General features: G+C 45.0%; 16 protein-coding genes. 6 read left to right on the forward strand and 10 right to left on the reverse strand.

The window, feature by feature from the left end; genetic code table 11:
• Nucleotides 1-113: 113 nt before the first annotated feature.
• The 3 genes from AAEU32_RS13055 to AAEU32_RS13065 form a co-directional block, all read right to left on the reverse strand.
• A complete protein-coding gene (locus AAEU32_RS13055) occupies nucleotides 114-431 on the reverse strand; it encodes a hypothetical protein (protein WP_421970975.1) in 318 nt (105 codons plus the stop codon).
• 86 nt (nucleotides 432-517) lie between these two features.
• Nucleotides 518-1,444: an electron transfer flavoprotein subunit alpha/FixB family protein gene (locus AAEU32_RS13060; protein WP_421970976.1), complete on the reverse strand. Its 927-nt coding sequence runs from the start codon at nucleotides 1,442-1,444 to the stop codon at nucleotides 518-520.
• A complete protein-coding gene (locus tag AAEU32_RS13065) occupies nucleotides 1,441-2,193 on the reverse strand; it encodes an electron transfer flavoprotein subunit beta/FixA family protein (RefSeq protein WP_421970977.1) in 753 nt (250 codons plus the stop codon). Before AAEU32_RS13065 ends, AAEU32_RS13060 begins: the two co-directional genes overlap by 4 nt.
• A gap of 231 nt (nucleotides 2,194-2,424) precedes the next feature.
• Here AAEU32_RS13065 and AAEU32_RS13070 point away from each other — a divergent pair, with 231 nt between their 5' ends.
• The 4 genes from AAEU32_RS13070 to AAEU32_RS13085 all read left to right on the forward strand — a co-directional run bounded on the left by AAEU32_RS13070 (nucleotide 2,425) and on the right by AAEU32_RS13085 (nucleotide 7,272).
• Complete coding sequence (locus AAEU32_RS13070; RefSeq protein ID WP_421970978.1) at nucleotides 2,425-4,071, forward strand: electron transfer flavoprotein-ubiquinone oxidoreductase; 1,647 nt, start codon at nucleotides 2,425-2,427, stop codon at nucleotides 4,069-4,071.
• Between the two features lie 115 nt (nucleotides 4,072-4,186).
• Entirely contained in the window at nucleotides 4,187-4,663 is a 477-nt protein-coding gene (locus tag AAEU32_RS13075; RefSeq protein WP_421970979.1) for an acyl-CoA thioesterase, read from the forward strand.
• Nucleotides 4,664-4,760: 97 nt separating this feature from the next.
• Nucleotides 4,761-5,468 carry a tRNA (N6-threonylcarbamoyladenosine(37)-N6)-methyltransferase TrmO gene (gene tsaA / locus AAEU32_RS13080; RefSeq protein WP_421970980.1) on the forward strand — a complete coding sequence of 236 codons (708 nt, stop codon included), beginning with the start codon at nucleotides 4,761-4,763 and terminating at the stop codon, nucleotides 5,466-5,468.
• A 76-nt stretch (nucleotides 5,469-5,544) separates the two neighbouring features.
• Nucleotides 5,545-7,272, forward strand: a complete 1,728-nt coding sequence (locus AAEU32_RS13085; RefSeq protein WP_421970981.1) for a proline--tRNA ligase — start codon at nucleotides 5,545-5,547, stop codon at nucleotides 7,270-7,272.
• A 151-nt stretch (nucleotides 7,273-7,423) separates the two neighbouring features.
• On the opposite strand, the gene AAEU32_RS13090 is transcribed toward AAEU32_RS13085, so the two are convergent.
• On the reverse strand, nucleotides 7,424-7,654 hold the full coding sequence (locus AAEU32_RS13090) for a putative hemolysin (protein ID WP_421970982.1): 231 nt from the start codon (nucleotides 7,652-7,654) through the stop codon (nucleotides 7,424-7,426).
• Nucleotides 7,655-7,739: 85 nt separating this feature from the next.
• Nucleotides 7,740-8,150: a hypothetical protein gene (locus AAEU32_RS13095; protein WP_421970983.1), complete on the reverse strand. Its 411-nt coding sequence runs from the start codon at nucleotides 8,148-8,150 to the stop codon at nucleotides 7,740-7,742.
• A 521-nt stretch (nucleotides 8,151-8,671) separates the two neighbouring features.
• Here AAEU32_RS13095 and AAEU32_RS13100 point away from each other — a divergent pair.
• Complete coding sequence (locus tag AAEU32_RS13100) at nucleotides 8,672-10,255, forward strand: peptide MFS transporter (protein ID WP_421970984.1); 1,584 nt, start codon at nucleotides 8,672-8,674, stop codon at nucleotides 10,253-10,255.
• 94 nt (nucleotides 10,256-10,349) lie between these two features.
• On the opposite strand, the gene AAEU32_RS13105 is transcribed toward AAEU32_RS13100, so the two are convergent.
• The 3 genes from AAEU32_RS13105 to AAEU32_RS13115 are packed head-to-tail and all read right to left on the reverse strand — an operon-like array spanning nucleotide 10,350 to nucleotide 13,162.
• Nucleotides 10,350-11,558, reverse strand: coding sequence for an ABC transporter permease (locus AAEU32_RS13105; protein WP_421970985.1), 1,209 nt, complete (start codon nucleotides 11,556-11,558; stop codon nucleotides 10,350-10,352).
• Complete coding sequence (locus tag AAEU32_RS13110; protein ID WP_421970986.1) at nucleotides 11,551-12,387, reverse strand: ABC transporter ATP-binding protein; 837 nt, start codon at nucleotides 12,385-12,387, stop codon at nucleotides 11,551-11,553. The genes AAEU32_RS13105 and AAEU32_RS13110 overlap by 8 nt, the downstream gene beginning before the upstream one ends.
• Nucleotides 12,320-13,162, reverse strand: a complete 843-nt coding sequence (locus AAEU32_RS13115) for a DUF3025 domain-containing protein (RefSeq protein ID WP_421970987.1) — start codon at nucleotides 13,160-13,162, stop codon at nucleotides 12,320-12,322. The genes AAEU32_RS13110 and AAEU32_RS13115 overlap by 68 nt, the downstream gene beginning before the upstream one ends.
• A gap of 109 nt (nucleotides 13,163-13,271) precedes the next feature.
• Here AAEU32_RS13115 and AAEU32_RS13120 point away from each other — a divergent pair, with 109 nt between their 5' ends.
• Nucleotides 13,272-14,897, forward strand: coding sequence for a M28 family metallopeptidase (locus tag AAEU32_RS13120; protein WP_421970988.1), 1,626 nt, complete (start codon nucleotides 13,272-13,274; stop codon nucleotides 14,895-14,897).
• Between the two features lie 52 nt (nucleotides 14,898-14,949).
• On the opposite strand, the gene AAEU32_RS13125 is transcribed toward AAEU32_RS13120, so the two are convergent.
• The gene (locus AAEU32_RS13125; protein ID WP_421970989.1) at nucleotides 14,950-15,318 is read right to left on the reverse strand and encodes a DUF805 domain-containing protein; all 369 of its coding nucleotides are present in this window, start codon (nucleotides 15,316-15,318) and stop codon (nucleotides 14,950-14,952) included.
• A gap of 156 nt (nucleotides 15,319-15,474) precedes the next feature.
• Nucleotides 15,475-17,034, reverse strand: coding sequence for a dihydrolipoyllysine-residue acetyltransferase (locus tag AAEU32_RS13130; RefSeq protein WP_421970990.1), 1,560 nt, complete (start codon nucleotides 17,032-17,034; stop codon nucleotides 15,475-15,477).

Genomic DNA, 17,034 nt, shown 5'->3' on the forward strand with positions numbered 1-17,034 from the left:
AGAGTCAGTAGCAACCTATAATAAGAGGAGGCCACACATGGCCCTAAAATACAAAACGCCCGATGAAGTACATCAGGCGTTTTAATCAAAATAAGTGTCAACTTATTTCAGGACTAGTCATATCTATTTCTTTGAATCGAGTTGATGCTTGTAGCTTTATCGCCTTTGAAAGTGACCGTTACGAGATATTCACCACCAATTGAACCATCTAAACGGTATGACCACGACTCAACCTTCTTGCCCTTGAGCCCTTCTCCTTGGTCAACACCGACAGTTTCTACATCCATAATCAATGGTTGTCCCAACTTATCAAGGACTTCAATTTTTGTCATACCTGTATGAACCAAATCACCATCTAACAAACGAAAACTTTGCCCAGCGTTTACTACGGAAGAGCTCAGAAGCCCCGCCAACAAAATCACTTTTTTCATACCCTATCCTTGCTGTGATTTCATAAAAAAAGCTTGCGTCAAAATGAATTAACGCAAGCTTAATGTTTGTTTGAGTTACCGAGGTTTTACAGAGCAGCTTCGAGCTCAGGCAACACTTCAAATAAATCAGCTACCAAGCCGTAATCAGCGACTTGGAAGATAGGTGCATCAGGGTCTTTGTTGATAGCAACGATGACTTTAGAATCTTTCATACCAGCTAAGTGTTGAATTGCACCGCTGATACCAACAGCGATGTACAAATTTGGCGCGACGATTTTACCTGTTTGACCTACCTGCATGTCGTTTGGTACAAAGCCCGCATCAACAGCTGCACGTGATGCACCAATGGCAGCACCTAGCTTATCTGCAATACCTTCAAGCAGTTTAAAGTTTTCGCCGTTTTGCATACCACGACCACCAGAAATAATCACATCTGCAGCGGTTAGCTCTGGACGCTCTGATTCTGTTTGCTCATTGGCTACAAATGAGCTGATCTGTGAAGCAACAACATGGTCAACCGTCTCGATAGGTGCACTGTTGCCCTGCTGTGCAACATCAAACGCACTTGAGCGAACAGTCACAACGTGCACTGATTCAAGTGATTTTACAGTCGCGATTGCGTTACCTGCGTAGATAGGACGTTTGAATGTATCCGCGTCTACTACATCGATAATGTCGGAGATTTGTGCTTTATCCAACAGCGCTGCCACACGTGGCATCATATTTTTACCCGTGGTCGTCGCACTGGCGAAAATGTGAGTGTAACCTTCGCTCATTGCCACAACTAAATCAGCACAATTTTCAGCAAGCTGGTGAGCGTATACCGCATTGTCGGCAACAAGCACGCGGCTAACGCCATCAATGCTGCTTGCAGCATTAGCGGCATCACTAAGGTTTTCACCCATGATTAAAACATCAATATCACCGCCAACTTTTGTTGCAGCGGTAATCGTTTTAGCTGTTTCTGGCTTTAATTGACCGTATTCGTGCTCAGCAATAACTAATGTTTTCATGACACCACCTTCGCTTCAGTTTTTAGCTTGTTAACAAGCGTTGCTACATCTTCAACAATCTCACCTGCTTGACGTTGGCTTGGCTCTTCAACTGTTACCAATTGAACGCGCGCTGCCAGGTCAACACCCATATCAGCCGCTGCTTTCACATCTAGAGGCTTACGCTTCGCTTTCATGATGTTTGGCAATGACGCATAGCGCGGCTCGTTAAGGCGCAAGTCTGTTGTCACGATTGCAGGAAGATTTAGAGCGACCGTTTGTAAACCACCATCTACTTCACGAGTGACATTTACTTTGCCATCGTTTAGCTCAACTTTTGATGCGAATGTACCTTGTGGCCAACCACGCAATGCGCCTAGCATTTGCCCTGTTTGGTTGTTGTCTGAATCGATACTTTGTTTACCTAGGATCACTAAGTCAGGTTGTTGCTCATCGATGAGCTTGTCTAGAAGCTTAGCAACATGAAGAGAATCAAGCTTTTCGTCTGTTTCAATATGGATAGCACTATCAGCGCCCAGCGCTAATGCAGTGCGAAGTTGCTCTTGTGACGATTTATCACCAATAGTTACCGCAACTACTTCAGTTGCTTTACCCGCTTCTTTAAGACGAATCGCTTCTTCAATGGCGATTTCACAAAATGGATTCATCGCCATTTTAACATTTGCGAGATCAACATCTGTTTTATCTGCCTTTACGCGCACCTTTACGTTGTAATCGATAACGCGCTTAATGGGCACTAATACTTTCATATTTGCTCCTACTAGAGTCTCAGGAAATCGTGGCAAATTGGCCTAAGCCTGCGTAATCACTCTGCTACGGCCACAACCTGACGTAAACGTAAACTTAATTATTTTGATGAAATCAGCGTACTTCCTGTTGACGTAAACGTCAACCTAAAATAACCTTGTCACACTATCTTTTGTGTAACGATTAATTTGCATTTCGTAACACTTTACCGTCATCAATAGCAGGGGATTATTATGGTAGAACGTGAGACCATGGAATTTGACGTGGTGATCGTAGGTGCAGGACCTAGCGGTCTTGCCAGCGCCATTAAACTTGCGCAGCTTGCACAAGAAGAACAAAAAGAACTAATGATATGTGTGGTAGAAAAAGGCTCAGAAGTGGGCGCACATATCTTGTCAGGTGCTGTATTTGAGACCAAAGCACTCGATGAACTACTACCGAACTGGAAGGAATTAGGTGCTCCAGTAACAACAGCGGTAACAGAAGACCAAATATTATGGTTCGGTGATGAAAAAAGCGCCAAGACCATTCCACACGTAATGGCGCCTAAAACCTTTAGAAACGATGGTAACTATATTGTTTCTATGGGAAATGTATGTCGCTTTCTAGCAGAACAAGCTGAACAGCTTGGTGTGGAAATTTTCCCAGGCTTTAGCGCTCATTCTGTGATTATCGAAGATGATGTGGTTAAAGGCGTAGTAACAGGTGATATGGGCCTCGATAAAGATGGCAACGAAAAACCTGGTTATATGCCCGGCATGGAATTGCGAGCCAAGTACACAGTATTTGCTGAAGGCTGTCGCGGACACTTGGGTAAACAGTTGATCAACCAGTTTGCACTAGACAAAGACAGCTCTGTACAACATTACGGGATTGGCTTTAAAGAAATTTGGGAAGTCGAGGGAAACAAACATCAACAAGGCAAAGTCGTTCATGGTACCGGTTGGCCTCTAAGTGGTGACACTACAGGTGGTGCATTTATGTATCACAGTGAAAATAACCAAGTCGTTGTCGGACTCATTGTCGATTTGAACTACTCTAACCCGCATTTAAGTCCGTTTGATGAATTCCAGCGCATGAAACATCACCCAGTGTTTGCAGATGTTCTCAATGGCGGCAAACGCTTAGCCTATGGCGCACGCGCTATTGCAAAAGGTGGCCTGCACTCTTTACCTAAGATGCACTTCCCTGGGGGCCTGTTGGTTGGCTGTGATGCTGGAACGTTAAACTTTGCCAAGATTAAAGGTAACCACACTGCCATGAAATCTGGCATGTTAGCCGCCGAGAGTATTTTTGAAGCACTTAAAGACAGTCAAGCAAACACTGATTTAGTCGAGTTTGCAACGCGCTTTAAAGCTTCTTGGGTATACGACGAGTTACATAGCTCACGTAATTTCGGCCCAGCAATGCACAAGTTAGGTAAGTTCCTAGGTGGGGCTTATAACACCTTAGATCAGAATATTTTCGGTGGTAAACTGCCGTTCACTTTTGAAGATAACACGCCAGATTACGCTACCTTGTTACCAGCTGATCAAGCGGCAAAAATTGACTACCCTAAGCCAGATGGAACGCTGAGCTTTGACAAGCTTTCATCGGTATTTTTATCAAACACTAACCACGAAGAATCGCAACCTTGTCATTTACAGTTAAAAGACTCGTCTATTCCGATCGCGGTTAATTTAGCGCGCTTCGATGAACCTGCTCAACGTTACTGTCCAGCGGGTGTCTATGAGGTTGATAACACTGAAGGTGAGCCGAAGTTTGTCATCAACGCGCAGAACTGCGTGCACTGTAAGACCTGTGATATCAAAGACCCCAGCCAGAATATCACGTGGGTTACACCTGAAGGTGCTGGTGGACCAAATTATCCAAACATGTAATGTGCTAACAAGCACATCCTAAATTGCAACTGGGGCGTAAGCCCCTTTTTTGTGCGTAAATTCAGCTGTTTACTATACTCATGTTAGGAATCAATAATGTAAGCAGGAAACGCATATGCCACAAGAAACGGTCACTTTTAGATTTTTAGCCGAACCAACAGATGTCAATTTTGGCGGTAAGGTGCACGGCGGTGTGGTAATGAAATGGATAGACCAAGCAGGCTACGCCTGTGCTGCTGGTTGGAGTGGTCACTATTGTGTCACTGTCTCAGTAGCTGGGGTCAAGTTTCGCCGTCCGGTATTAGTTGGGCAACTCGTTGAAGTACAGGCATCCATTGCGCATACAGGACGCACCAGTATGCAGATTTTTATTCAAGTGCGCTGTGGTGACCCAAAAACCCAGCATATGGTCGAAACAAATCACTGTGTGATCAGCTTTGTGGCCATGGACCAAGCGGGCTACCCAATCGACGTCCCGCCGTTTAAAGCAAAAACAGATGAACAAAAGCGGCTAGAAAAATATGCGATAAGAATGAAGGAAATCGCCATCGAAACAGAAAACTTGCTGCAAGAAACCGCAGACAAAACCTAAGCTCCACTTGTGGCTCCCGTCAATAAAGGCGCTTGTATTTGCCCATAAGCGCCGATACACTTTCGCGCAATTGCAACGTACATCGGCATACAGCACCTTGAATAATCCTATTGAAATAACACCCATTGGTCATATCCGCTCACCTTATAAGCAAAAGTTCGCTATACCGCGTCAACCTCGATTGGTAGATAGTGCTAAAGCGCAATTAATCCTCGATGAGCCGTTCAACAACGAGGAGTTTGTACGCGGCATTGAAGAATTTTCTCATATTTGGGTTTTGTTTAGGTTTCATGAAACCGCCGATAAAGGATATTCAGCGCTGGTGCGCCCACCTCGATTAGGCGGTAATGCTCGCAAAGGGGTTTTCGCCACAAGAGCAACATTTAGACCTAATGCCATTGGTATGAGTGCGGTCGAACTGTTAAAAGTCGAATGTAAAGGCGCCAAGGTGGTATTGCACTTGGGCGGTGTGGACTTGTTAGATGGCACACCAGTTATCGACATTAAGCCGTATTTGCCTTATTCCGATGCCATGCTTGATGCCAGTGCTGGCTTTGCTGATACACGCCCACACACGCAAATGACCGTAGATTTTTCTGAGCAGGCGCTGCAGTTTATTGCTGCCACAGATGCACAGTTAGAGCTTAAAAAGTTTATCACTCAGGTATTACAGCAAGACCCCCGCCCAGCCTATAAAAAGAACAAAGCTGGAATGCAGTCGTATGGCATGACCCTGTACAACTATAATATTCGTTGGCATGTAGACGGCCAGCATAACCATGTTGAGCAAATTACTGCGCTTTAGCGCTTTGCCCTTGCCTTTTGCGCTGCTAAACTAGCAGCCCATATTTATATTTAAACTAATAACAAACGGAACCTTCATGCGTACCAGTCAGTATTTACTTGCGACCCTGAAAGAAACCCCTTCAGATGCCGAGGTAGTGAGCCACCAGCTTATGCTGCGTGCCGGTATGATCCGCAAATTGGCTTCAGGCCTATACACCTGGCTTCCAACCGGTGTAAAAGTACTTAAAAAAGTAGAAAATATTGTTCGCGAAGAGATGAACAAAGCCGGTGCGATTGAAATGTTGATGCCCATCATTCAGCCCGCGGAGCTTTGGCAAGAATCTGGTCGTTGGGAACAATACGGCCCTGAACTTCTGCGCATCGAAGACAGACACAAGCGTCCGTTTGCACTAGGCCCTACTCATGAGGAAGTAATCACAGATTGCATTCGTCGTGAGATCAGCAGTTACAAACAGCTACCGATCACGCTATACCAAATCCAAACCAAGGTGCGTGATGAGATCCGCCCTCGCTTTGGTATCATGCGCTCACGTGAGTTCATGATGAAAGATGCGTATTCATTCCACTTAAACGATGAGTGCTTAGCGCAGACCTATGAAAAGTTGCATCAAGCGTATTGCAATATCTTCGACCGACTCGGCCTAGACTACCGCCCTGTTTTAGCAGACACAGGGTCAATTGGTGGTAGTTTCTCGCACGAATTCCACGTACTTGCTGAATCAGGTGAAGATGCTATTGCATTTAGCGACGGCAGTGACTACGCCGCGAACATTGAAAAAGCTGAAGCTTTAGCCCCCACTGAAGCGCGCCCTGCTCCGAGCAAAGAGCTACAAAAATTCGATACACCGAACGCGAAGACCATTGCTGAGCTAAAAGAGCATTACGGTGTTAAAGCGCACCGCGGTGTTAAAACGCTATTTGTTTATGGCCAAGAGAATGAACAAGGTGAGCGTGGCCTTGTAGCACTCGTTGTGCGCGGAGATCATGAGCTAAATGAACTAAAAGCAGAAAAGCTTGAAGGCGTATTTTCACCACTGGAAATGGCCAAAGAAGAAGACATCGTGGCCACTGTTGGTGCGCGTCCGGGCTCACTAGGTCCTGTTGGACTCAATGTACCAATTATCGTTGATAGAAGCGCAGCGGTGATGGCTGACTTTGTAGCTGGAGCGAATACTGATGATGTTCACTACAGCGGTATTAACTGGGATCGCGACGTAACTAACTATCGTGTTGAAGATATCCGTAACGTTGTAGAAGGTGATCCTAGCCCATGTGGTAAAGGCACTCTAAGCATCAAGCGTGGTATCGAAGTTGGTCATATTTTCCAACTGGGTACCAAGTACTCACAAGCAATGAATGCGGGTGTACTCGGTGAAGATGGTAAAAACCAAACCATGACTATGGGCTGTTACGGTATCGGTGTATCACGCGTTGTTGCTGCCGCTATTGAGCAAAACAATGATAAATACGGCATTATCTGGCCTAAAAACATTGCCCCATTTGAGTTAGCGATTGTGCCTATGAACATGCACAAGTCACATCGTATTCCTGACATCGCTGAGCGCTTTTATAGCGAGTTACAGCAAGCAGGCGTAGATGTGCTCTTTGATGACCGTAAAGAGCGCCCAGGTGTCATGTTTAACGATATGGAACTACTAGGTGTGCCGTTTACGCTGGTCATTGGTGAGCGTAACCTCGATAACAACCAAGTTGAACTTAAAAACCGCCGTACTGGCGAGAAATTTATGCTTGATATTGACCAAGCAGTCAGCTTCATTGTCGAGCAACTCAGTGCAGCGTAATTGCCGCTAACCGATAAAAGCAAAAAGCCAGTCAAAAACGACTGGCTTTTTAGTATCTGTAAATCGTTGTATTGTAACAATTAAATTAAATAAATAACCTTCCTCGCGGGCTAGATAGCATGCTCACTTTGTCTAATACACTTGCTACTAGTTATTGATAATCACGATAGAATTCCCATGCTTCCACTTTGGAACCATTATCAAGTTTGCAAAAGTACATATCCTGCATTTGTTCGTCGACTAACACCTGACCACCTTGATTCACACAAAATGCTAAGGCAGGGTTGGTCATATCAATATCCGATTTAAGTAACACACTTTCATCTTGCTCTTGGCATGCGCTTAACCCAAGTACACACACCAATATAATAATCATACGCATATGCACCTCCTACATATTATTTCGATTACCACTACAAACGGTGACCTGAGGTGTATGCTCGTCACTGCTGTATGCGAAAATGATGCTAATGAGCATTATGTTTCACCACCGATACATCGGGCTTATTATCAGTTATACGAATATAAACCCGATATGGGTGCGTTGTCGATACAGGCGCATCAACATGAAACTCATGAGTCACAAATTGATGGCCGTACTTATAACTTAATTGTATGGGTTGACCATGATAATCGTGGCTGGGAAAGAGCGTTCCGCACGCTGTGTTGGCCTCGATGTGTGTACAACTCACCTGTCCTCCCGACTCCACATCGCGCAGTTTAACATCTTCAACTGCTTGTTCTGTCACGTTTAATAACTCAACACCAACAAAATGATGTGCAGATCCTTGTGTACTTTTGCAAGCGCAAAGAAAATACAACATCGCCATCATGCTTAGCGTCTTCGTCACTTCTATAAACCGCGTTGTTAATATCACTATCACTCCTTCGTTTGGCAAAACACGTTAGGCATCATTTATTAGCGCGTTACTCGCATCTGTTCCCTTTAGCTGCCCACTTTTAAATTTGATATCCAAGTCAGATACAAAGAATGTAACACACCCAAATATTTAGACTCCTAAAACGGCACAAAGTGCAACACGCTAATTTTTAAGGTGGCATTACTTATGAGCACACAGTGACATAGCGCTTCGATGCTTATCGACTGGTGTTTTAATAGTCTTGAACAAATTAAGTCAGCACTCATCACGGTACATACAAAAATATCATTAATCTATAGAGTGAGAAGTCGTAATAAATAAGAGGCAAGCTAAATAATGTGCCGATTGCTAGGTGTACTTAGACATGTATTACGCGCGCACTCAAAGCACCACGGACAGCATGAATACTTCTGTCGGCCATCGACAAATATGCACACTTTACCCCGCAGCGGTTGCAACTAAACAGTAAATCACGTACTAATAATTGTTCACTATAACGACAATAATGGAAGTGAACTATGTCTGACGAGCAAACGTCTTCCAACGCGCAGCCTAGCGCGGCTGGAAAATCTAATTTGGATACCGCATTTTTTGGTCATCCCAAGGGACTATCTACCCTATTCTTTACGGAAATGTGGGAACGTATGAGCTACTATGGCATGCGTGCCATGTTAGTGTTGTTTATGACCGCATCGCTACAAGAGCAAGGTCTCGCTTTCACCGTAGTCTCAGCGGCAGCGATCTATGGCTTATATACGGGTGCCGTATATTTCCTAGGCCTTCCTGGTGGCTGGCTATCAGATCGCCTCTTTGGTGGGCAAAAAACGGTATGGTACGGCGGTATCATTATCATGTGTGGTCACATCATTCTGGCCATTCCTCATCCTAGTTCCTTTTTTATAGGCCTAATTTTTGTAGCTACCGGTACTGGCTTACTCAAGCCAAATATCAGTGCTCTGGTTGGCCAACTATACAGCTCTGAAGATGAGCGCCGTGACAGTGGCTATGCCATTTACTACATGGGCATTAATATCGGCTCTGTAATAGGCTACATGGTGTGTGGCTATTTCATGGAAAATGTGGGTTGGCATTGGGCTTTTGGTGCTGCTGCAGTCGGTATGGCCATAGGTTTGGTGCAATACCGTATGACCCAAAGCAACATCGCGGGCATTAACGACGCACCAGCAAATCCTCTATCAGCAAAAGGTAAGTCAATTACCTGGACGCTCATTGCTGCGTTCATTGCGGGTGTTACCTTAACCGTTATTGGTGCATATCAAGGCTGGTTTGTGATTAACCCAGTGGCACTGGCAGGTTCTGTTGCAGTGGTATTTACCATTACCTTCTTTGTTTATTTTGGCTACATCTATTTCATGGGTGAGCTAAATGATGCAGAGAAAAAACGTATGTGGGCACTATTTTTAGTCTGTGTTGCTTCTGCATGTTTTTGGTCTGGTTTTGAACAAGCAGGCTCATCATTAAACCTATTTGCCCGTGATTATACGGACCGCCTCATTGGAACGTTTGAGATACCCACTGCTTGGTTCCAATCAGCTAACGCATTTTTCATTATCATCCTGTCACCATTTTTTGCGGCGCTGTGGATTAACCTCGCAAAACGTATGATCACGCCATCGTATAGCGTTAAGTGTGCCGTTGGCTTGATCATCATGGCAACAGGCTTTTTGGTCATGTTCTTTGCCGCACAATACGCTGCTGACGGTCTAAAAGTTGCGCCTTACTGGCTCATCACTACCTACTTCTTACATACTGTTGGTGAGCTCTGCCTAAGCCCAGTTGCATTGAGCGCAGTCAGTCGCTTATCGCCAGCACGTTACGTGGGACAAATGATGGGTGTATTCGTATTGACCTACTCTATCGGCAACATCATCTCTGGTTTACTTGCTGGTAGCTTTGATCCTGAGAACGTTCAAGAAATCCCAGGTCTATACATGCAAATTGCCCTATTTAGCATTGGTGTAGGTATTGTGTTGGTGTTGTTTAACTTCAAAGCGAAGTATTGGGAGCGCGAAGGTCGTAAAGACGAAGGCACCGATCATGAAGCAACGCTAAGCGAACAACCAGCAGAACAAAAAGTGTAAGTGTTAATCGCACATAAAAAGGCCGCACATCTGTGCGGCCTTTTTTAGTCCCAAATAGCGTTAGCAGCCATTTCAGGACTAGTTATTACAGTGTTTAACGGAACAATACATCCTCACGATTAAACCAGTAAGTACAAAATGCCAGTAATGCGCCCGCAAGAACCGCTGTGGCAACAAAAATCAACCCAACAAGTCCCAAGTCAACCGTACCCTTGATGATCTCTTTAATCGCCAAACATATGTTCGTGATTGGGATTAACGCCGTTCTCGCGTTCAGTTCCATGTTAGGCATAATCGCCACAATGATAGGAATAAACATCAAAAAGGATAGCGGCGACATGTAGTTCTGCGCTTCTTTAAAGCTACGTGCGTAAATTGAGATGGTCAGTGCAAGCGAGCCAAAAATCGCCGCGACTGGAATAAGTAACAACAGAATTAAGAGTAAATCCGTCGCCATCACAGACCCAAACGCTTCTTTGAGCATATCCAGCTCGATAAACGTGCCGGCTAGGGTTATCCATAAGCCAAAACTCAATACAGTGACCAGCGCACTGGTGATACCACTGCAAAATACCGTTAAAAATTTACCTAACACCACTTGCGTACGTGATAACGGCGTTAACAACAAGGTCTCAAGTGTACCTCGCTCTTTCTCGCCCGCCCCTAAGTCAATCGCAGGATACATAGCACCCGTGAGTACTAGCGGCAGTAACAAATACGGAATATACGCACCGATTTTCTCACCTATATTCTCGCGCTGATCAGCGGTGTTGACCTTCTCAAGGACAATAGGTTGCAACAGCGCCTTTTGCGCCTCAGCGCTCACCCCGAGTTCTACTAACTTTGCGCTTTGGAGCTTTTTAGCATACTTGTCAGCCACTTCCTTTAAGTTAGTGAACAAGAAGTTGATAGCTTGCGCGTCGTTAAAGATGATTTGCCATTGGCTCTGTTCACCTTGATACAGAGCGGATTGTGCGTCACTGGGAATATAGATACCTACATCAATGTCGCCCGCTTCCACAGCCGCTTTTAGATCGTCAACACTTGTGTAGTTATGTTCTTTATCTAACGCCTTGAAACTTTTGTGATAAAACACTTCATCACTAAAAGGCTGTGCATAGTGCGCATTAACGATGGCATAAGTATGCACCTCTTGCTCTGCCTCAATCGCCGCTTTAGATGCTAAAAAGCCAACTAACGCGAAAATGACAGGAAAGATTAACAACGGCAATGCGACGACAAACATCAATGTCTTTCTGTCACGAAGTAGCTCTTTAATTTCCTTTAAAAAAACCTCAAACATTACGATGTCCCTCAAGAATATTCATAAACGCGCGATTTAACTCATCGCTTTGTCCTGTTGCCTTAAACGCATCTAAAGTGCCATCAAAACAGGTGATCCCCTGATCGATAACCGAGACTCGGTCACACAGCAGTGCAACTTCATCTAAATGGTGAGTCGAAAACACCACGGGTGTGCCCTGCTCTTTAAGGCTTTTTATAAAGTTAATTACTGTCTGAGTGGTCATGATGTCCAAACCTGTGGTCGGTTCATCGAGGATCACCACTTTAGGTTGATGTACGACCGCGCGCGCGATATTTGTTTTTTGCTTCATCCCTGTAGACAGATTATCAGCACGCTTATCTAAGAAACTATGCATATCTAGCATGGTAAACAGTTCGTCACAACGCGCCTTTAATGCTGCGCCCTTTAAGCCATGGAGTTTGGCAAAGTATTCAACATTTTCTTTTGCGGTTAAACGGCCATACAGCCCAGTTGAGCCAGATAAAAAGCCAATGGCTTTGCGACCAGCAAGCGGCTTTTTAACAAGGTCTACGCCACCGACTTCAATGCTGCCCTCGTCGGGTTTTAAAGCTGTCGAAAGCATTCGTAACGTGGTCGTTTTACCTGCGCCATTCGGTCCTAATAGCCCGAGCACTTCACCTTGTTCGCAGTGGAAGTGCACATCGCGCACCGAGTGAAAATATTCCTTGTCTTCGCGGGGATCTTGCTGGGCTTGTGACACCTCTTTTTTATGATCCTTAGTGAGCTTGAACTTCTTCTTAAGCCCGTTCACCTTTATCATTATTCTTGTTCCTTCGTTTTGGTCTAAAGTAGTCCGTGTTTGCATAAAACGTTGGGTCTATGTTGGCTTGGTGCCAATATGGCACACCAAGTAATGGTAGCGGTGATAAAGCACGGTTATCAGCTAACACATTATCGGTCGCTATCATCTCATACAGGCGTTCATCTAGGTAGGCATATTGGGCACTTAAATCTTTACAAAATATATCTGCGGCTACCTTAACAAACAACGCTTTACCCGTGAGACCGATAAATGGCTGCGTGAGCATTTCATAATTAGCGTGGCCAAAGGTATAAGCTCGTATTGAACCTTGGGTACCGTCATACCAATCACCACGGCGCTCAACGAACACCTCCTGCCATTGATGATTACGAAATGCATCAGCCCAACTATCATCTGTGACAGCCAGTATTACCGCGCACTCATCGAACAGTGTTAAGGCGTTACGCTTTTTACTGCGCTGAGCACACGGTTGCACTGCCATTTCTTCGATGTGCAGCCTATTAAGTAAGGCTTTCGTCTTTGGAAACAGCCGCCAAATATACGCACCAAATAGGTCGTGCCAGTTTTGCAAGCGCGTCGGAACCTTGCCTGTTTCGTAAATAAAAGTTTCGTAGTAGCGACCATCTTGTTCAAACTCTTCATTAGCAATGAATTCAAGAGGCTTGCCTTGGCTATTCTTTACACTGTGTTGGTTGAGTGACACCAAGGATGGCCACTGTGGGTGCTCACACAAAGCAAACATCACATTCAAATCTGCAAACGCTCCAGATCGTAAACAATCAGTCTGCCAGTGTTCGAAAGGGGTAAAACGTTTCATTATTGTCTGTACTAACCGTAAATTTTGCGTAGTTTAGCGCAAAAACTGGTGAATTTTCATCGCTATCCTTATACTGGGTCACTTCTTTTGAGCAATAAAATGTAGAACTATGAAGCGCTATTTCCCTCTTACGCTTCTCAGCGCAGGCATTCTTGCCGGCTGTGCGAGCACACAAATAACAAATGACGACGTAATGGCAGGATGGAACAGCATCAACGCTGAACAACTTGCAGAGCATGTTAAGACACTTGCATCGGACGAATTCGGTGGCCGTGCTCCTTCAACTAAAGGCGAAGAGCTTACTCTGGCGTACCTTACTGAGCAATTTACCGCACTTGGCTATCAGCCTGGAAATGGTGATAGCTTCCTACAAGAAGTCCCTCTGGTCTCTATCGAAGCAAATCCAGACATGACATTGGACATCGGTGGCAAGCAATACAAGTACAAAACTGACATGGTTATGGGCACAAGCCGCATCAGTGCACATGAGTCTATTAAAGAGTCAGAGCTTGTATTCGTTGGCTACGGTGTCAATGCGCCGGAATACAACTGGAACGACTACGAAGGCTTAGATGTAAAAGGTAAAACAGTGGTTATGCTGGTAAACGATCCGGGTTTTGCAACGAAAAACCCTGATTTATTTACTGGTGATGCCATGACCTATTACGGTCGTTGGACTTACAAGTATGAAGAAGCTAGCCGCCAAGGCGCTGCCGGTGCAATTATCGTTCATGAGACGGCACCTGCTTCTTACCCTTGGTCTGTTGTTGAAAACTCGTGGAGCGGACCTCAGTTTGGTTTCCAAAAAGAAAATAACAACATGGACCGTGTTGCTGTTGAGGGTTGGGTAACCGTTGATGTTGCCAAAGAGCTTTTTGCCAAAGCAGGTTTAGATTTTGATGCAGCCAAAGAGCGTGCGGCGCAAGGCGCATACAACGTTGATATGGGTGATTTAACTGCGAGTGTTGAAGTGCACAGTGAAATCAAAAAGTCTGTGTCTTATAACTTTATCGCAACACTTCCGGGCAGCGAGAAGCCACAAGAACATGTGATTTACTCTGCGCATTGGGATCACTTAGGCACGGATAAAACCCGTAAAGGCGACCAAATATATAATGGTGCCCACGATAATGCGACCGGCACAGGCGGCATGATCGAAGTGGCTGAAGCATTTACTAAATTGCCACGTAACCCTAACCGTTCAATGACCTTCCTTGCGGTAACTGCTGAGGAGCAAGGCCTACTAGGTGCGAAATACTATGCGGCGAACCCAATTATCCCGCAAGACAAAACGGTTGCTAATATCAACATGGATAGCCTGAACTTACTCGGTAAAGTAAAAGACATCAGCGTCGTTGGTATGGGTAAATCTGAGCTAGATAACATGCTAGGTGAAGCTGCCAAACTACAAGACCGCGTAGTATCTGGCGACCCTAAACCAAGCTCTGGCGGTTACTATCGCTCGGATCACTTCGCCTTTGCGAACATGGGTGTGCCAGCAATGTATGCCGGCGGCGGCAGCGAAGCTCGTGACGAAGAAACAGAGCAATACCGTAAGCGTATGAGCTTAGTGTTACGTGGCTGTTATCACCAACCGTGTGATCGCTATCGCGATGAATGGGATTTGTCAGGTGCAGTACAAGACTTACAACTGTTCTACAAAGTAGGTTTTGACGTATCACAACAAGAGCAGTGGCCAGCGTGGTACAGCAGCTCTGAATTCCAGCGTAAATAAGCGCACAAAAAAGCCGGCATTGCCGGCTTTTTTATTCTATATCAAATACACATTAAGCCGCTGCTTCACTCGCTGCTTCTTTTGGGTTTGCACCAAAATCGTTGTCACCAGCTTGAGAGTCTTGCACGAAGAAAATAATCAATACGATAGCACCGATGATAGGCAACAAATACAGTAGCTGCCACCAACCAGAACGGCCAGTGTCGTGCAGACGACGCGCACCAATTGCAAAACTTGGGATAAGTAGAGCCAGTGAATAGACGTTAGTTAATAGCATTGTTTCAAAGCCCAGAACAGCATCTAACACTCCCGCTACAATAGCAAAAATCAGATAGAACAAGATGAACATCCAATAACCTTTGCGGCGTGTACGACCAGAAAAATCAGCATACTGCTTCAGCGCATCCATAAAATATTTCATAGTTTTTCCTAATTTGTTTTTGTTACTTCCGACTCGCACAGAACGCATTGTTCACGCCGAGACCTCATTAACATAAGGCTTACAAATAATATTCTATATTTCCCATAAAAAAAACCAGCCGAAGCTGGTTTTTTTAACAACAAGACTGTGAGTTAATTAACTCATTGCCATCAACATTTTTGTTGGTTGCTCTAGGTATTCCTTCCATAAGTTGTTGAAGCGGGCAATTGTGCCACCGTCAATCACACGGTGGTCGCCTGACCAACTCACTTGCATGATTGAACGCGCCTCTACTTCCCCTTTGGCATTAAAGCGCGGAAGTTGTTGCACCTTGCCTAAAGCAACAATTGCTACTTCTGGTTTGTTGATAATAGGCGTTGCAGTCGTACCACCTATAGCACCAATATTTGAAATTGAGATAGTGCCTGATTTCAAGTCTGCTGGTGACACACGACCTTCACGTGCACTGTCAGTAAGACGAGTCACTTCATTGGCTACATCAACAATTGATTTGTTTTGTACTTGCTTCACATTAGGCACAAGTAAACCTAACTTAGAATCTACCGCCATCCCAATGTTATGGTCATCAAAGTAAGTTAGCTCAGTACATTCTTCGTTTACCTGAGAATTGAGCACTGGGAACTCTTTGATTGCCAATGATAGCGCCTTAATGAAAAACGGCATCATGGTCAACTTAACGCCTTGTTGCTTATACTGCTCTTTTAGCGAGCCTCGCAGAGCAATCAAGTCAGTTAAGTCAATCTCATCGCTATACGTAAAGTGTGGAATAGTAGAAACAGACGCAACCATTTGTTTGGCCATTGCCGCTTTCATGCCTTTAATTGGCTCCACACGCGTTCCACCAGATACCACTGTAGCTGGTGCTGCAGATACATTGGCCGCACCGGTGTCGGTTGTAGCGCCTTTATTAGCAATAAATTTATCGATATCTTCTTTGAACACACGACCATTTTTGCCACTACCTGGCACGGTACTGATATCAATGTCTAATTCACGTGCGCGACGGCGAACAGCAGGAGAAGCTAACGCTTTACCCTGTGCGACAGGCTCACTCGATGGCTTGTTTTCATTAGCCACAACTGGGGTTGAAGCACTGTGCTGTGGCGCACTGTTTTGCGTTGGTGCAGCACCGGAGCCTGAAATTTCCATTTGAAACAGTGGGCTATGCACCTTGGCAATATCCCCTTTTTGATAGTAGAGCTTCATTACTTTACCATCATATTTTGCGGGGATTTGTACGAGTGCCTTGTCGGTCATAACATCACAGACCGGCTGATCTTCTTTGATATCATCGCCTTCACTAACCAGCCACTCGACAATCTCACATTCCACAATACCTTCACCGATATCTGGAAGAATGAAATCTTCAAGAGCTGAGCCACTTTGCGCTGGTTGCACCTGCTGTGGCGCTGATTGCGTTGGCTCAGCGGCCGCAACATCAGCAGTAGATGCTTCACCAGCAACATCCATGGCAAATAAAGGTGCGTGAACTTTCGCTATGTCGCCTTTGGCGTAATAAAGCTCGGTGATAACACCATTGTGCACTGCTGGAATTTGTACTAACGCTTTGTCGGTCATTACATCGCAGATTGGCTGATCTTCTTTCACTTCGTCACCTACAGCAACGAGCCATTCAACCACTTCACACTCAACGATACCTTCACCGATATCGGGTAGAATAAAATCTTTAGCCAT

Origin of the sequence: Pseudoalteromonas maris (genome assembly GCF_049257235.1) — a bacterium.
Classification (GTDB): domain Bacteria; phylum Pseudomonadota; class Gammaproteobacteria; order Enterobacterales; family Alteromonadaceae; genus Pseudoalteromonas.

What these genes read in the sequence shown, in the direction of transcription:
- AAEU32_RS13055 (WP_421970975.1), bottom strand. Translation starts at nt 431, where the DNA reads ATGAAAAAAGTGATTTTGTTGGCGGGGCTTCTGAGCTCTTCCGTAGTA.
- AAEU32_RS13060 (WP_421970976.1), bottom strand. Translation starts at nt 1,444, where the DNA reads ATGAAAACATTAGTTATTGCTGAGCACGAATACGGTCAATTAAAGCCA.
- AAEU32_RS13065 (WP_421970977.1), bottom strand. Translation starts at nt 2,193, where the DNA reads ATGAAAGTATTAGTGCCCATTAAGCGCGTTATCGATTACAACGTAAAG.
- AAEU32_RS13070 (WP_421970978.1), top strand. Translation starts at nt 2,425, where the DNA reads ATGGTAGAACGTGAGACCATGGAATTTGACGTGGTGATCGTAGGTGCA.
- AAEU32_RS13075 (WP_421970979.1), top strand. Translation starts at nt 4,187, where the DNA reads ATGCCACAAGAAACGGTCACTTTTAGATTTTTAGCCGAACCAACAGAT.
- AAEU32_RS13085 (WP_421970981.1), top strand. Translation starts at nt 5,545, where the DNA reads ATGCGTACCAGTCAGTATTTACTTGCGACCCTGAAAGAAACCCCTTCA.
- AAEU32_RS13090 (WP_421970982.1), bottom strand. Translation starts at nt 7,654, where the DNA reads ATGCGTATGATTATTATATTGGTGTGTGTACTTGGGTTAAGCGCATGC.
- AAEU32_RS13100 (WP_421970984.1), top strand. Translation starts at nt 8,672, where the DNA reads ATGTCTGACGAGCAAACGTCTTCCAACGCGCAGCCTAGCGCGGCTGGA.
- AAEU32_RS13105 (WP_421970985.1), bottom strand. Translation starts at nt 11,558, where the DNA reads ATGTTTGAGGTTTTTTTAAAGGAAATTAAAGAGCTACTTCGTGACAGA.
- AAEU32_RS13110 (WP_421970986.1), bottom strand. Translation starts at nt 12,387, where the DNA reads ATGCAAACACGGACTACTTTAGACCAAAACGAAGGAACAAGAATAATG.
- AAEU32_RS13115 (WP_421970987.1), bottom strand. Translation starts at nt 13,162, where the DNA reads ATGAAACGTTTTACCCCTTTCGAACACTGGCAGACTGATTGTTTACGA.
- AAEU32_RS13120 (WP_421970988.1), top strand. Translation starts at nt 13,272, where the DNA reads ATGAAGCGCTATTTCCCTCTTACGCTTCTCAGCGCAGGCATTCTTGCC.
- AAEU32_RS13125 (WP_421970989.1), bottom strand. Translation starts at nt 15,318, where the DNA reads ATGAAATATTTTATGGATGCGCTGAAGCAGTATGCTGATTTTTCTGGT.
- AAEU32_RS13130 (WP_421970990.1), bottom strand. Translation starts at nt 17,034, where the DNA reads ATGGCTAAAGATTTTATTCTACCCGATATCGGTGAAGGTATCGTTGAG.